The organism is Microbacterium sp. NPDC012755 (genome assembly GCF_042901325.1).
Lineage (GTDB): Bacteria > Actinomycetota > Actinomycetes > Actinomycetales > Microbacteriaceae > Microbacterium > Microbacterium natoriense.
The window spans coordinates 812,793-827,743 of record NZ_JBIBCT010000001.1 but is presented as its reverse complement, the minus strand read 5'-3'; the positions used below and the strand labels follow the sequence as shown (position 1 = coordinate 827,743).

Below are 14,951 nucleotides of genomic sequence, written 5' to 3'. Positions count from 1 at the left end.
AACGGAGACACCCCCCTCATGCATGACGACACCTCTCTCACCGTCGGCCGCGTCAAGCGGGTGCTCGATGAGCGCATCCGCCCCGCCATCCACTCGGCCTCTGTGCCGCTGACGGTGGAGCGCAACGAGCTGCCGGGCGAGCCGATCGTGCCCGCAGAGGGCCTGGCGCTGCCCTTCGCCCCGGACTCCGTGCCGAGCGTGTGGGGACCCGCCTGGTCGACGACCTGGTTCAAGCTCACCGGTCGCGTGCCGGCGGAGTGGGCCGGCCGCAGGGTCGAGGCCGTCATCGACCTCGGCTTCGACATCAACATGCCTGGCTTCCAGTGCGAGGCGCTCGTCTATCGCGCTGACGGCACCCCGGTGAAGAGCATCAACCCGCGCAACCAGTGGCTGCCCATCACCGAGACCGCCGACGGCGACGAGCCGGTCGAGCTGTACCTCGAAGCCGCCGCCAACCCCGTGCTGCTCGATTACCACCCCTTCCTGCCGACGCAGGAGGGCGACATCCGCACCTCCTCCACCGAGCCGCTGTACCGCACGCGCCGCATCGACCTCGCCGTCTTCGAGAGCGAGGTGTTCGAGCTCTCCCTCGACCTCGAGGTGCTGTTCGAGCTGCAGGCCGAGCTCCCCGCGACCTCCCCGCGCCGCATGCGGATCCTGCAGGCGATGGACGATGCCCTCGACGTGCTCGATCTGCAGCGCATCGCCGCCACGGCATCCGATGCCCGCGCACGGCTCGCCGACGTCCTCGCGGCGCCCGCCGAGGCGAGCGCCCACCGCATCTCGGCCATCGGGCACGCCCACATCGACTCCGCCTGGCTGTGGCCCGTGCGCGAGACGATCCGCAAGGTCGCCCGCACCACGTCCTCGATGACGACGCTGCTCGAGGAGCAGCCCGAGTTCCAGTACGGCATGTCGAGCGCGCAGCAGTACGCGTGGCTCAAGGAGCACCGCCCTGAGGTGTACGCGCGGGTCAAGGCCGCCGTCGCCGACGGCCGCTTCCTTCCGCTGGGCGGCATGTGGGTCGAGTCAGACACCGTGATGCCGACGGGTGAATCGCTCGTGCGGCAGTTCTCCTACGGCCAGCGGTTCTTCGAGAGCGAGTTCGGCATCCGATCGAAGGGCGTGTGGCTGCCCGACAGCTTCGGCTACTCGCCCGCCCTCCCGCAGCTCATGCGCAGGGCCGGGTTCGAGTGGTTCTTCACGCAGAAGATCTCGTGGAACCAGCAGAACGTCTTCCCGCACCACACCTTCCTCTGGGAGGGCATCGACGGCTCGCAGATGTTCACGCACTTCCCATCGATGGACACGTACAACTCGCAGCTCAGCGGCATGGAGGTGGCCAAGGCCTCGCGGCAGTTCAAGGAGAACCGCCTGAGCTCGCGCTCGATCGCCCCCGTCGGCTGGGGAGACGGCGGGGGAGGCACCACCCGCGAGATGACCGGCAAGGCCACCCGCCTCGCCGATCTCGAAGGCAGCGCCCAGGTCGTGTGGGAGCACCCCGACGTCTTCTTCGACGCCGCGCGCGCCGAGCTGCCGCACCCCGCGGTGTGGGTCGGCGAGCTCTACCTCGAACTGCACCGCGGCACGCTCACCAGCCAGCACGCCACGAAGGCGCTGCACCGCTGGGCCGAGCACGCGCTGGTCGAGGCCGAGCTGTGGGCCGCGACGGATGCCGTGCGCACCGGCGCCGCGTACCCGCAGGAGGCGCTCGACCGCCTGTGGCAGACGGTGCTGCTGCACGAGTTCCACGACATCCTCCCCGGCACCTCCATCGCCTGGGTGCACCGCGAGGCCGTCGAAGTGCTGTCCGGGGTGCTCGACGAGGCGCGAGCGCTCGCCGACGACGCCCGTCGCTCCCTCGCGGGGGAGGGCGACCGCGAGCTGCGCTTCGTGCCCAGCTCCGTCGGCGCGGGCGGTGCGGGTCGGGCGCTGGGCGCCGTGTTCGCCGAGGCCCCGGCCGCGGCATCCGTCTCCCTCGCCGAGGAGAGCGGCGGCTGGCGTCTGGAGAACGACCTCGTGTCGGTGCTCATCTCGGCCGACGGGCTGATCGTCTCCGCGGTCGACCGGGCCTCCGGGCGCGAGGCCGTCGCCGAGGGCGCCGCCGCGAACCTGTTCCAGCTGCACCAGGACTTCCCCAACATGTGGGACGCGTGGGACATCGACCGTTACTACCGCAACAGCGTCGACGACCTCACCGAGGTCTCCGAGATCACGGCATCCGTGGTCGACGGCGCCGCCGTCGTGAAGGTCGTCCGCCCGTTCTCGGAGTCGTCGATCGCGCAGACGATCATCCTCCGCCCTGGATCGCGCACGGTGCTCCTGCGCAACGAGATCGACTGGCACGAGACCGAGAAGCTGCTCAAGCTCGCCTTCCCTCTCGACATCCAGGCCGCGCACACCGAGGCCGAGACGCAGTTCGGGTACCAGTCGCGCGTGACGCACACGAACACCAGCTGGGAGGCCGCCAAGTTCGAGACGTCCATGCACCGGTTCGTGCTGGTGCGCGAGCAGGACTTCGGCGTCGCCCTGGTGAACGACTCCATCTACGGCTACGACACCTCGCGCGAGGTCCACGACGACGCGGTCACCACGACGGTGCGGCTCTCGCTGCTGCGCGCCCCGCGCTTCCCCGACCCCGACACCGACCACGGTCACCACGAGATCGAGATCGGCTTCGTGATCGGGGCGGATGCCGCGATCGCCACCGCCGAGGGCATCGCGTTGAACTCCCCGGCGACGGTCGTGCAGGGCGTCCGCGAGGTCGCGCCGCTCGTGTCGGTGCAGGGCGACGGCATCGTCGTGTCGGGCGTGAAGCTCGCCGACGACGGCTCGGGAGACGTGATCGTGCGGCTCTACGAGGCGCTCGGACGCCGTGCGACGGGTTCGATCACGGCGGACTTCGAGCACAGCGGGATCCGCGAGGTGAGCCTCATCGAGGACGCGCTGGACGAGCCGCGTCTCGGCGGCGAGCTGCGGCTGCGTCCCTTCGAGGTGCGCACGCTGCGCATCGTGCGCTGAGCCCCTGCGGGCGGTTCCCGTCGCGAAAGATCTCGGAACAGCGCCGAGATAGCGGGATCTTTCGCGACGGGAGCAGGCGGCGTGTCCTCAGGAGGCGCGGAACGCCTCGAAGTCGGCGCGCGAGACGTCGGCGTAGGCGCGGGCCCAGTCGAGCAGCGCCGACGCGACGGCGCGGCCTCCGCCGATGTACCCCGCGACCTCGGATGCCGTGACCGACTGGCTGTGCGCGCGGGCGACGGTCGCCGCGCACGCCTGCGCGTAGGTCACGAAGGGGCCGTCGTCGAGGTCCTCGACCTCGATGCTGCCCTTCATGTCGTGGAACTGCCGCACGTAGAAGTCGGCGTTCGGCGACCGCAGGTGACCGAGGAACGGGTCGGAGAGCGCCTGCAGGATGCGCTGCATCGACACGACACGGGCCCCCTCTCCGTGAGCCTCGATCAGCTCCTGCAGCGCGGGCGGCTGCTCGACGCGGCCGTACTCGACGAGCACGCTCTGCGCGGCCTCCTTCGGCTGCATCAGCACGGTGCTGTCCTCGCCGTCCTGGAAGAGCACCAGGTAGCAGCGGGTGCCGACGCTGCCGACCCCGACGACGCGGCGTGCGACGTCGCTGACCGTGTAGTGCTCGAACAGCAGCGCCACGTCGGGGCTCGCCGTCCGGCGGTACTGGTCGACGAGGTCGTGCACGACGGCGAGCAGGCCGTCCGCGACGGGTGCGGTCGTCGGCTCCTGGTGGAGGAAGCGCCGGCGTCCGTCGGCATCCGCCTGCGTCAACCGCCGGACCGCGCGCTCGCCGGTGCGACGCTCGGCCTGCTTCACCGCGCTGCGGATCGCCTTCTGCGACGCCTTGTCGAGCATGCTGCGGGTCTGGTCGACGTCGAAGTGCGTGAAGTAGCGGTCCTTCGGGCTGAGCGCGGTGGCCCTCGCGATGCCGCGGGAGTAGGTGGTGACGGCGGCGAGGGCGGCCTGGTCGATCACGGCATCCGTGCGTCCTGACGCCTGACCGCCGATCACGATGCTCGCGACGAGCCGCTTCACGTCCCACTCCCACGGCGCCCAGGCGGCCTCGTCGAAGTCGTTGAGGTCGAACATGAGGCTGCGCTGCGGCGACGCGTAGAAGCCGAAGTTCGACACGTGGGCATCGCCGCAGGACGCGACGAGGATGCCGCTGTGCGGAGCATCGGCGAGATCGGCCGCCATGAGCGCCGCGGTTCCGCGGTAGAAGGCGAACGGGCTCGCCGACATGCGCTCGGTGCGCAGCGGCACGAGGTCCTGCAGCCGTGTGCGGTTCTGCCTCTCGAGGATGCCGAGCGGATCGCGAGCGCCCGTGGAGTGCTCAGCCAGCATGCGCCGCGGCGTGCTCTTGCGCGCCTCGGCTCCCTTCTGGAGGAGGGTGGCGTGCGAGGGCGGCGGTGTCCACAGAGCGACCATTCCGTCATTGTGGCAGGAGTCCGAGCGGAGGACGATGGCGGGATGGCGAACATCGACGACGTGCGGGAGATCGCGATGGCGCTCCCCGGGGTGGAGGAGCGCACCGGCGGTCACACGGGGGAGCCGGCATGGCGACTGAAGAGCGGTCAGATCGCGTGGATCCGCGGGCCGAGGGCGACGGACCTGCGCCAGCTGGAGGAGCTCGGCCGCTCCTGGCCGGACGGCCCTGTGCTCGGGGTGCGCGTAGGGTCGCTGGAGGAGAAGGCGGCGCTGCTCGCCGCCGAGCCGGATGCGCTGTTCAGCATCCCCCATTTCGACGGGTATCCGGGGCTGCTCGTGCGACTCGATGCGATCGACCGCGACCGCCTGGCGGAGATCATCGCCGACGCGTGGCTGCTGCGCGCTCCGGCGCGGATCGCGAAGGAGTGGCTCGCGGAGCGCGGGCTGGAGTAGGGCCGCTCCAGGACTCCGGAGAATCGGGCGGAATCCGGGCGGGAAGAGGCGCGGCCGATGTTGTTCGGAGCCGATCGCCGGAGTTCTGGAGCCAGTGCGGGGCTGCCGGGGCTAGCGTCCGCCGCCGGCTCAGGCCGGAGGCAGCCGCAGCACCTCGGGCGACTCCCCGCCGGTGAGGTCGTCGGCGATGCGGATGCTGCGCGCCAGCTCGTCGAGCGCGCCGATCAGGGTGCCGAAGCGCTCGCGCTCGCCGCAGATCGCCGTGAGCGTCACGAGATGCGTTCCGGTGTCCCACGTGTAGGACGCGAAGGGCGGAGAGGAGGGCGACGCCGGCATCGGCACGACGAGCTTCTCACCCCGGCCGAGCCAGCGGCTCTGGAACGACTCGGTGTCGTCGTAGTCCATCGGCATCGACGCCCGCGCGATGCGCACGTCGGGGGTGAGCGCCTGCGCCGTGACCATCGCGACGACGAGCTCGGGGTCGGCCTTCCACGTCCACACCAGCACGCGGCCGTCCGCGCGCTTCATGAGCAGCGGCGCCGCCTGGCTCATCACCCATGCGCCGAACTTCGACCCGGGGCGCTCGACGGCGCCCAGAGCGGAGTTCGCCTGACCCAGCAGCATCCGGATCGCGGCCTTGCGATGGCGGCGGCCCTTGAATCCGAGCGAGTCCGTCACGGGGATCCAGAGCTGGGGGTCGGCGTCGGCGATCAGTCGCATGACACCACGGTAGGGGCTGAGCCTGTGCGGATGCCGGTGCACGAACGGAACAGGACGCCGCTATCGTGACCGTGGGCGGAGTTCTGGGAGGGCAGCGCATGAGCGGGTTCGAGCGTCGGACGATCACGATCGATCGCCGCGATCAGCGGGCCGTGCTCGGCGGCCACCTCAGACAGTCGCGCAGGGTGTTCGTCCTGCTCGGGGTCGTCGTCGTGCTGTTCGCCGTGGCGGCCGGGCTCAGCGCCCTCGACGGTTCGCCGTCGTCCGTCTGGGGGATCGCCGTGGGCAGCGTGTGCCTCGTCGTCGCGCTGGTGGCGCTCCTGGTCGGGAATCAGGCCCTGATGGTCCGCCGGCAGCTGCCGCTCGGCGCCGAGTTCAGCCTCACGGTCTCCGATGACACCCTCGACATCGATGGCCCCGGCGGCGCCGATCGCATCCGGTGGCGTCAGCTGTCGAACCTGACGAGGATCGGCGGCGGCGTCTACGTCACGATCGCCCCGTCAAACGCGCGCCTCGGGCTACCGGGGCGACTCATCGACGATGAGGCGCTGGCGGAGGCCGTGGAGTCGATCCGCCTGGCCGACGGCGTCGGTGGTCGGGCGGACGACATCGCTTCCGCAGACGCGCCCGCTTCCGCTTCTGCTCGCGCGGACGCTCCCGCTCGCGCAGACGTGCCCGCATCCGCTGTCGCAGACGCTGTCCCGTCGGCTCCCGCGCTCAGCGCCTCCATCGTGTTCGCGGCGGGCGACCAGCGCGTCGCGCGCGCCGCGCTGCTGCGTCGGTCGGGACCGCTCCTCGCCGTCTTCGGGGTCCTCGGTGCGGTCGGCATCGCCGGACTCGCGGCGGGAGCCACCGGCATCCTGCCTCGCGACACGATGGGGTTCTCGGCCGTCATCGCGGCGCTCGCCGTCGTGTGCCTGATCGTCCTGGTCGTGGCGGTGAGCCGTGGGGTCACCCGGACCCTCGCGCTCGGTACGGCGCAGACCCTCACGCTCGCTCCGGACGCTCTCGAGCTGACAGGCCCCGGTGGCGAGACGCGACTGCTCTGGAATCAGCTGTCCGGGCTCAGGCGCGCGGGGCGCGCCGTGACGGTGAAGACGGCGCCGTCGCGGACGACGCTCCTGTTCGTCGGGCGCCTCATCGACGACGAGATGTACGCCGCGATCGAGCAGCGCATCGAGTCGGCGCAGAGGAGCGGAGCGGACTCGCACCGGGTCTGACTGTGCCGATGCCGGTACGCCTGAGCCGCGGGATCAGGGGCCTCCGGTAAAGTGGCGACCGCCCGACCAGGGCTTTCCTTGGCCGCCGAACCGTAAGGCAGCATGTCCTCTTCTCCCATCGATTCGACGAGTGCCCCCGCACCCGCGCCTCGCGCGCTGAAGATCCTCATCGGGTGCGACACCTTCTCGCCCGACATCAACGGCGCCGCCCGCTTCGCCGAGCGCCTCGCCGCCGGACTCGTGCAGCGGGGCCACGACGTGCATATCGTCGCCCCCAACCAGGCCTACCGTCGTGCCGCTGCGCGCACCGAGGTCATCGAGGGTGAGCCCATGACGCTGCACCGTCTGCCGTCGGTCCGCTGGGTCGCGCACGACTGGATCCGCTTCGTGTGGCCGTGGCGCTCGAAGCACTACGCGCGTCAGATCATCGACCAGGTGAAGCCCGACGTGGTGCACATCCAGTCGCACATCGTCATCGGCCGCGGGCTCGCCCGCATCGCCCACGAGCGCGGCATCCCCGTCATCGCGACGAACCACGTCATGGCGGAGAACATCCTCGACCACTCGATGATGCCCAAGTTCATCGACGACCTCGTGCTCAAGTACGCGTGGGCCGACGCGAAGAACACCTTCGACCTCACCCGCGCGGTGACCACCCCGACGCGTCGCGCGGCGGACTTCCTCGAGAAGACGGTCGATGTGAAGGGCGTGATCCCGATCAGCTGCGGCATCGACCGCACGCAGTACACCCCGGTCATCGGGCCGCGCGAGAAGAACCGCATCATCTTCGTCGGGCGACTCACCGCCGAGAAGCAGGTCGAGGTCATCCTGCAGGCGATGACGAAGCTCGACCCGGGGCTCGAGGCGACGTTCGACATCGTCGGCGGCGGCGACCAGCGCAAGAACCTCGAGAACCTCGCGGTCAAGCTCGGGCTCGGCGACCGCGTCACCTTCCACGGGCGCACGACCGACGAGCAGCTGCGCGCACTGCTGTCGCGGGCCTCGGTGTTCGCGATCGCCTCGATCGCCGAGCTGCAGTCGATCGCGACGATGGAGGCGATGGCGTCGGCGCTCCCGATCGTCGCCGCGGATGCCGTCGCCCTCCCGCACCTCGTGCACGACGGCGAGAACGGCTACCTGTTCGAGCCGGGGAACGTGGAGGAGCTGGCCGCACGCCTCACCGACGTGCTGACCGCCGACAAGGCGGAGTACGAGCGGATGCAGCAGGCATCCCTCGACGGCGTCGCGATCCACGACATCAACCGCACCCTCGATACGTTCGAGGCTCTGTACCGCGACGAGAAGCTGCCCGAGTAGCGGGCGGCCCGGCGCGATGCACATCGTCTTCTTCGGCGATCAGCACCTCGACTCCCTCGGCGGGGCGCAGGTGTCGATGCGGCTGCAGCGCGAGTTCCTCGAACGCGCCGGTCACACGGTCACCGTCGTCGCGCCGAGGATGCATGGACCGCGCGCCGGCGGCTTCGACGCGGCGAACGTCGATCTGCCGTCGATGCCGATCACCGCAGACCGCGAGTACGCGATGAGCTGGCCGGGGCGCTCCACCGACCGCTTCCTCGACCGCGCGATGACGCGGCGTCCGCCCGTCGATCTCGTGCACGTGCAGGCCGACTTCTGGGGCGGCTTCATCGGACACAGGTATGCGGAGCGCCACGGCATCCCCGTCGTGCACACGATGCACAACCGCGTCGACGTCGGCATCCGCGCGGTCACGCCTCTCGCCGCCCCCGTGCTGGCCTTCCTGAACGCGTGGCGCCGTCGTGCGCTGCGCGGCTCGGGATCGGGGACCGACGGCTGGGCGTTCCTGCGGGGGCTCGCCGCCGGAGCCGCCGCGGTCACGGCGCCCTCGACGCACTTCGCCCGCAGGCTCGAGGAGCACGACGTGTTCTCCCCGGTCGACGTGGTGTGGAACGGCATCGACGACGACGTGCGCGAGGCGACCCTCGCGGCGGCGCCGGAGGAGCGGGCGCCCGGCCGGCCGCGCTTCGTGTGGCTCGGACGGATGAGCCCCGAGAAGCGGCTGCTCCCGTTCCTGGAGGCGTTCGTCGCCGCGGGAGTCGACGCCGACCTCGAGATCATCGGGGGCGGTGCGCAGCGAGCAGCCGCGGAGAAGATCGTCGCGGGGCTCCCGCACGTGCGGTTCGCAGGAAAGCTCAGCTACCCCGAGACGCTCGCCCGCATCGCGGCGGCCGACGCCCTCGTGCAGACCTCGATCGGCTTCGAGACCCAGGGCATGACCCCCTTCGAGGCGGCGACCCTCGGCACCCCGTCGGTGATCAGCGATCCGGACATCGCGGCAGAGCTCGGCGGCGGCCTGTGGGCGGTGCCGGATGCCGACGGCGACGAGCCGCGACGCATCGCCGCGCTCGCGGAGACGCTGCGGCAGGCGGCATCCGACATCGCGGGAGGCACCGCACCCGTGCCGCTGCCGTCCGTCGCCGAGGCGTTCCGTCAGTCGTCGCGCACGGCGGCGATGGCCGAGGTGTACGAGCGGGTGCTCGCCGGAGCTCGCTGAACCGGACTCGCGGTCGTCAGCTCTTCGCGCCGGTCAGGGCGAGTGTGCCGCCGAGGCCGATCATCATGACGCCGCCGGCGCCGGAGAGCGTCGACATGCGCCGCGGAGAGCGCCCGAACCACGCGCGGGCCGTGCCGGCCACGAGGACCCACATGCTGTCGCAGACCATGGCAAGGGTCTGGAAGATCAGCCCGAGCAGCAGGAGCTGCGCCCACACCGGCCCCGCGGCGGGAGAGACGAACTGGGGCAGAACCGCGACGAAGAACGCGATGGTCTTCGGGTTGGTCGCGCCGACGATGAAGCCCTGGCGCAGGAGCTTTCCGGCGGATGCGGGCTCGCGCGGGGCATCAGCGCGGTGATCGTGCCGGTGGCGGATCGCCTGGATGCCGAGCCACACGAGGTAGGCGGCGCCGACGATCTTGATGATCGTGAAGGCGAGCACGGACGAGGCGACGATGGCTCCGACGCCGAAGGCGACGGCGACGACCGCGGGGACGGTGCCGAGCGCGTTGCCCACGACGCTCAGCGCACCGGCGCGGCGGCCGAGGGAGAGGGAGCGTCCGATGACGAACAGCACGCTCGGGCCGGGGATGACGATGATCACGACCGAGGTGACGACGAACGCCACGAGGCTGTCCAGAGGGATCATGAGCTGACCCTACACCTCGGTTCAGAGGAGCGTGTAGGTGAGGTTCACCGCCCAGCCGCCGAGATGTGCGACGACCGTCGCCCCGGCGATGCCGACCGCGATGGCGGCGGCGAGTCGCGGTTCCGGGCGGCGCAGTGCGATGATCCCGAGGACGAGAGCGACCGCGCCCGCGATCAGCACGACGAGAGCGACGACACTCGACAGCACACTCACGATGCCGTAGCCGCCCCTGGTGATGAGGAAGGGGTAGATCAGGCCCGAGAGGGAGCCGATGCCGGCGGTGATCACGGCGATGAGCAGGGCGATCCGGCCGAGCGGGTTCCCGGGCTCCGTCAGACCGGCGTACATGGGCGAGGTCGGATACGGCGGAGTGAGGGGATGCGGGGGGCCTCCGGCCGACGTCGGGTACTGCGGCGGAGCGCCGTACGGCTGTCCGGGGCTCGGCTGGTGCGGATCGCTCATGAGGTCTCCCGGTCAGATGAAGGTGTAGACGACGGTGGAGAGCCAGGACACGATGGTGCCGAACAGCTTCGCGGCAGCGATGCCGATCGCGATGCCCGCGAGCACCCGCGGCCCCGGGCGCCGGAGCGCGGCCAGACCGAGAGCGAGAGCGACCCCGGCGGCCGCCAGGGTGATGACACCGATGAGTGCGGAGAGCACGCCCATGCTGATCGGCGTGGAGAAGTCGAGCAGGCTGCTCGCGAGCGGGTAGGCGATCGTGCTCAGGGTACCGACGGCGAGGCTGACCAGGGCGATGATGAACGCGGTGCGCCCGAGCGCGCCGCTCGATGTCGGAGGAGAGGGAGGGCCGGCGGGCCCCGAGGTCGGGAATTGCGCGGGATGCGGGGCGCCGACGGGGTGACCGACCCGCTGATACGGTGCGGTCTCGGGCGGATGGCCCTGCGGGCCGCCGTACGGCTGAGGAGGATCCGGTGTGGACTGCGGCTGCGGCTGATGCGGTGCGGACTGCGGCTGAGGACTCGGCTGTCCGTACGGCGGGACAGGAGGCTGCAGGGGCTCGCTCATGCAGTCGAGCGTAGCCCCGGCATCCGACGGACGGGGAGACCTACCTGTACACGTGCCCGAGCTCGGCCCGGTCGAGGGCATCGTGCTCGGCGACGCGGTTCCAGTCGGTGGGGGTGCGGCGGTAGCCGTCGCGACGCAGTTCGATGACGGTGGCGATGAGCCCCCACACGCTGAGGGCGATGAGTGCGAAGACGAGTATCATGGCAGAAACACTACGATCAGTGTTGATCCGCCACGAGTGGCAGAATAGACTATGAACGCATGAAATCTGCCAAAGAACGGACGTGTGCATGAAGACGGTCGCCTGCATCATCCAGGACGGTTTCGCCCCCTTCGAGTTCGGCGTCGCCTGCGAGGCCTTCGGTCTCGACCGCAGCGACGAGGGGGTGCCGAGCTTCGACTTCCGCGTCGTCGCGCCGCGGGCCGGTGTCGTGAACTCGAAGATGGGGTTCTCGGTCAACGTCGAGAACGACCTGTCCTTCGCCTACGAGGCCGACCTCGTCGTCTTCTGCCCGCTGCCGCGCGAGTACTGGGCGCAGATCGATCCGCTGCTGCTCGATGTCGCGCGCGACGCCGTGGCCCGAGGCGCGTGGGTCATGAGCGTGTGCAGCGGCTCCTTCATCCTGGGGGCTGCGGGCGTGCTCGACGGACGCCGGGCCACCACGCACTGGATGTACGCGCACCACATGGCGGAGATGTACCCGCAGATCGACATCGATCCCGATGTGCTGTTCGTGCAGGACGGCCGCATCATCACGAGCGCCGGCACCGCCGCCGGCATCGACGCGTGCCTGCACCTGCTGCGGCTGGAGATCGGCGCCGAGCTGACCAACCGCGTCGCCCGGCGCATGGTCGTCCCCCCGCAGCGCGACGGTGGGCAGGCGCAGTTCATCGATCGCCCGATCCCGCACGGCAACGGGGACTCGCTGTCGGCGGTCGCGGACTGGGCCGTCGAGAATCTGCGCGACGATCTGGGCGTCGAGAGGCTGGCCGCGAGGGCGCTCATGTCGCCCCGCACCTTCGCCCGTCGGTTCAAGGCCGAGTACGGTGCGACGCCCGCGGCCTGGCTCGGCCGACAGCGGATCATCCACGCGCAGCGGATGCTGGAGCGCACCGACCTCGCGCTCGATCAGATCGCCGACGAGTGCGGTTTCGGCTCCGCGGCCGTGCTGCGGCAGAACTTCACGCGCATGCTCGGCACGACGCCGACCGCCTACCGCGCGCGCTTCTCCTGCGCGTCCGACGAGGCTTCCGCGGCGTAGCGCCGCATCCGTTCACGTTCCCGTCGCAATAAGTCCCGGTTTCCGCTTCTCGTAGCGGGATCTTTTGCGACGGGAGCGGACGCAGCGAGGCTCAGGAGGCCTTGGGGAAGAGGATGCGGAAGGCGCGCAGGTAGCGGTCGGTGCGCTCGGGCATGGAGAAGTCGGGGTCGATGTAGACGAGCGGGGACTCGCGGTCGTCGCGGACCTTCGGCGTCTGGTCGTCGTGCGTCATGTCGGTCACCTCTCCGTTGAGCTAGATTCCATGATTCGGAAGTTTACTTCTGATTTATGGAAGAGTAGCGCGACGGTCGCGATCCGGTCAAGGGGGTGCACGCCGAAGCGCCCGGGCCGGCAGGCGACCCGGGCGCTTCGTTCGGAGGATCAGCTGCAGGTCATCGACCCTGCGCGCAGGGCGTGGCCTCCCGTGTCGCCGTCATCCGCCCAGACGGCGTAGCGAGATCCGCTGACGCACTGCGGGGCGAGGGCGAATCCCTCGTTGTTGATGTTCGGCATCCCGCTCGGGCGGTCGTGGTGCGCGACCTCCGTGAACGAGCCGGAGGTGATCTTCAGCGCAGCCACCTCGCCATCGCAGGTGTCGTCGCACACGCTCCACAGCGTGTGCGTGCTCGGCTGGTACTCCAGCTCCATGACGGCGTCGAAGCCCGAGCCGAAGGTCGCGACCCTGGTGAAGCCGCCGCTGAGGTTCAGCGCGTAGGCGTAGACGTCGCCCGTGGCCTCCAGGCCGACGAAGAACAGGCCGCCGCCGTGGTTCGCGTAGGACGAGGGCGAGTACGCCGCCCCCGTGCGCTGGTCGATGAAGCCGTCTGCGACGAGGTCGGCATCCGGGATCCAGGCGATCGACTCGAGGCTGTCGTTCGCGCCCACCGAGGGCAGGTCGGACGTGAGGTTCCACTCCTTGACCGCCGTCAGCGATCCGGAGCCCGATCCCGGCTGGTAGCGCAGGATCGACGGGCGGCTCGTGCTCTTGCTCGATCCGTTGCGCTCAGAGGCGACGAACAGGTCGGTTCCGACGGCCGCGACGCCCTCGGCGTCGACCGTGCCCGAACCGCTCGGGAAGCGCAGGGTGCGTCCGCCCGACCAGCCGGAGGAGTCCACCCAGGTCGTGCCCTGGCGGACGAGGCGGTGCAGCGTGCCGGAGCCGTTGTTCACGGCCCACAGCACGGAGCCGTCGGCGGAGAACGACAGGCCGCTCATGTCGGTGTCGAACGTGTCGGTGGCGTCGGCGACCGTGATCTGCGACGAGCCCGGCCATGCCGGTCCGGTCGGCGTCGTCGGAGTCGGAGTCGGGGTGGGCGTCGGGGTCGGCGTCGGCGTGGGGGTGCCGCCGCCGGTGAGGGTGTAGGCCTCGACCTCGAACAGCGAGTACCCGTAGGCGGTGCCGCGTGCGGTGCCGTAGATGCGGAGGTAGCGGCCGGTGCCGTTGAGTCCGGTGAACTCGTCGGTGCCGCCGTTGCCCGCGGCCTCCGTGGCCAGGGTCGTCCAGGTGGTGCCGTCGGCGGAGACCTCGACGCGGTACTTGGATGCGTATGCGGCTTCCCACTTCAGGACGACCTTGTCGACCTTGGAGCCTGCGCCCAGGTCGATGCGGATCCACTGCGGGTCCACGCCTTCGACGCTCGACCAGCGGCTCGTCGCGTTGCCGTCGACCGCCTTCGCTGCCTCGAAGCCCGAGCCCTCGGACGACGAGGTCGTCACCGGCTTGTTCTTCGAGATCAGCGTCGCGGTGCCGGGTGTGGGCGTCGGCGTCGGTGTGCTGGTCGGGGTCGGCGTGGGGGTCGGCGTCGTGCCTCCGACGGGCCAGTGCGGGGTGGGGTTGGTGGGGATCGAGTACGGGTCGCCGTAGACCGACCAGTTCAGCGGGGTGTTGAGGTTGAGGTTGCCGGCGTTGAGCCAGACGCGCTGCGCGTTCTCGATGCGGCTGACGTCCTCGTGCGCCTCCTCCTTCTTCATCTCGACCACGCGCGCGTCGAGGAAGGCCTTGAGGTAGGCGGTCTCGGTGCCGCCGGATGCGGGGGTCTTCGCCTTCTTCTTCGCCTGGGTGCGCACGTCCTCGAGCCCGGAGTAACCGTGCACGACGGCGGCGTCGTAGTACGCGAACTGCCCGAGCGGACCGACGCCGTCGGCGATCGCGAGGTCGACGGCGGGGTCGAAGTACTGCACGGTGACCTCGTCGCGCTGCGCCTGCTGGAACGCGGGCACCGCACCCTCGGCGCGCCAGTCGGCCATGTACGCCTCGCCGAGCGGCGCCGTGTTGTCGGTGCCGTCGACCTGCTCCAACTCGTCGATCCACTTCGCGAGGCGGTTGTTCGGGTACTTCTGGGTGTAGTTCTGCACGAGCACGAGCATGTCGTGGGTGCCGGACGTGAAGCCCACGATGCCGGCGGTGAGGCCGCGGCCGTCGGGGTAGGGCTCGATGTAGCTGTACTGGTCGTACCAGTTCAGCGAGGAGTTCTCAGCCGAGGTGATGATCTCCTGGGCGATCTCCCGCTTCACGGGGTCGCGCAGGGTGATGGTCGTCGTCGCCTGGGCCGAGGTGGCGATCAGGCCGGTGAGCGGTAGTGCGACTGCGGCTGCCAGCAGGGCCAGCAGTGGTCGACGGTGGCGCATTGTTCCTCCGG

14 protein-coding genes are annotated in these 14,951 nt (G+C 70.4%); 6 read left to right on the top strand and 8 right to left on the bottom strand.

Annotated elements, in window-relative coordinates; genetic code table 11:
- The first annotated feature begins 18 nt into the window (after positions 1 to 18).
- Positions 19 to 3,021, top strand: a complete 3,003-nt coding sequence (locus tag ACFY5A_RS03900) for an alpha-mannosidase (RefSeq protein ID WP_387231928.1) — start codon at positions 19 to 21, stop codon at positions 3,019 to 3,021.
- Positions 3,022 to 3,108: 87 nt separating this feature from the next.
- Here the strand turns inward: ACFY5A_RS03900 and ACFY5A_RS03895 are convergent, their stop codons facing one another.
- Positions 3,109 to 4,449 carry a DUF2252 domain-containing protein gene (locus ACFY5A_RS03895; protein WP_341941021.1) on the bottom strand — a complete coding sequence of 447 codons (1,341 nt, stop codon included), beginning with the start codon at positions 4,447 to 4,449 and terminating at the stop codon, positions 3,109 to 3,111.
- Positions 4,450 to 4,491: 42 nt separating this feature from the next.
- Between ACFY5A_RS03895 and ACFY5A_RS03890 the strand changes: the two genes are divergently transcribed.
- Positions 4,492 to 4,902 carry an MmcQ/YjbR family DNA-binding protein gene (locus ACFY5A_RS03890; protein ID WP_387231926.1) on the top strand — a complete coding sequence of 137 codons (411 nt, stop codon included), beginning with the start codon at positions 4,492 to 4,494 and terminating at the stop codon, positions 4,900 to 4,902.
- A 129-nt stretch (positions 4,903 to 5,031) separates the two neighbouring features.
- On the opposite strand, the gene ACFY5A_RS03885 is transcribed toward ACFY5A_RS03890, so the two are convergent.
- Positions 5,032 to 5,622 (bottom strand): hypothetical protein, encoded by a 591-nt coding sequence (locus ACFY5A_RS03885; RefSeq protein ID WP_105676369.1) that lies wholly within the window; start codon positions 5,620 to 5,622, stop codon positions 5,032 to 5,034.
- A 98-nt stretch (positions 5,623 to 5,720) separates the two neighbouring features.
- Between ACFY5A_RS03885 and ACFY5A_RS03880 the strand changes: the two genes are divergently transcribed.
- The 3 genes from ACFY5A_RS03880 (at position 5,721) to ACFY5A_RS03870 (ending at position 9,375) form a co-directional block, all read left to right on the top strand.
- Positions 5,721 to 6,842 carry a hypothetical protein gene (locus ACFY5A_RS03880; RefSeq protein ID WP_387231924.1) on the top strand — a complete coding sequence of 374 codons (1,122 nt, stop codon included), beginning with the start codon at positions 5,721 to 5,723 and terminating at the stop codon, positions 6,840 to 6,842.
- A gap of 102 nt (positions 6,843 to 6,944) precedes the next feature.
- Positions 6,945 to 8,159, top strand: a complete 1,215-nt coding sequence (locus ACFY5A_RS03875; RefSeq protein WP_387231922.1) for a glycosyltransferase — start codon at positions 6,945 to 6,947, stop codon at positions 8,157 to 8,159.
- Positions 8,160 to 8,175: 16 nt separating this feature from the next.
- Positions 8,176 to 9,375 carry a glycosyltransferase gene (locus ACFY5A_RS03870; RefSeq protein WP_387231920.1) on the top strand — a complete coding sequence of 400 codons (1,200 nt, stop codon included), beginning with the start codon at positions 8,176 to 8,178 and terminating at the stop codon, positions 9,373 to 9,375.
- Between the two features lie 16 nt (positions 9,376 to 9,391).
- Here the strand turns inward: ACFY5A_RS03870 and ACFY5A_RS03865 are convergent, their stop codons facing one another.
- From ACFY5A_RS03865 to ACFY5A_RS03850, 4 genes are read right to left on the bottom strand one after another with little or no spacing between them, the layout of a single operon-like run.
- Positions 9,392 to 10,024 (bottom strand): LysE family translocator, encoded by a 633-nt coding sequence (locus tag ACFY5A_RS03865; protein ID WP_341941026.1) that lies wholly within the window; start codon positions 10,022 to 10,024, stop codon positions 9,392 to 9,394.
- Positions 10,025 to 10,045: 21 nt separating this feature from the next.
- Positions 10,046 to 10,486 (bottom strand): hypothetical protein, encoded by a 441-nt coding sequence (locus ACFY5A_RS03860; RefSeq protein ID WP_387231918.1) that lies wholly within the window; start codon positions 10,484 to 10,486, stop codon positions 10,046 to 10,048.
- A 12-nt stretch (positions 10,487 to 10,498) separates the two neighbouring features.
- Complete coding sequence (locus tag ACFY5A_RS03855) at positions 10,499 to 11,050, bottom strand: hypothetical protein (protein ID WP_387231916.1); 552 nt, start codon at positions 11,048 to 11,050, stop codon at positions 10,499 to 10,501.
- A gap of 40 nt (positions 11,051 to 11,090) precedes the next feature.
- Positions 11,091 to 11,252, bottom strand: a complete 162-nt coding sequence (locus tag ACFY5A_RS03850) for a hypothetical protein (protein WP_181155953.1) — start codon at positions 11,250 to 11,252, stop codon at positions 11,091 to 11,093.
- 88 nt (positions 11,253 to 11,340) lie between these two features.
- Here ACFY5A_RS03850 and ACFY5A_RS03845 point away from each other — a divergent pair, with 88 nt between their 5' ends.
- Positions 11,341 to 12,312, top strand: a complete 972-nt coding sequence (locus ACFY5A_RS03845; protein WP_105676360.1) for a GlxA family transcriptional regulator — start codon at positions 11,341 to 11,343, stop codon at positions 12,310 to 12,312.
- Between the two features lie 91 nt (positions 12,313 to 12,403).
- Here the strand turns inward: ACFY5A_RS03845 and ACFY5A_RS03840 are convergent, their stop codons facing one another.
- Positions 12,404 to 12,544: a hypothetical protein gene (locus tag ACFY5A_RS03840; protein ID WP_181155952.1), complete on the bottom strand. Its 141-nt coding sequence runs from the start codon at positions 12,542 to 12,544 to the stop codon at positions 12,404 to 12,406.
- A 149-nt stretch (positions 12,545 to 12,693) separates the two neighbouring features.
- Entirely contained in the window at positions 12,694 to 14,940 is a 2,247-nt protein-coding gene (locus ACFY5A_RS03835; protein WP_387231914.1) for a chitosanase, read from the bottom strand.
- Between the last annotated feature and the right edge of the window lie 11 nt (positions 14,941 to 14,951).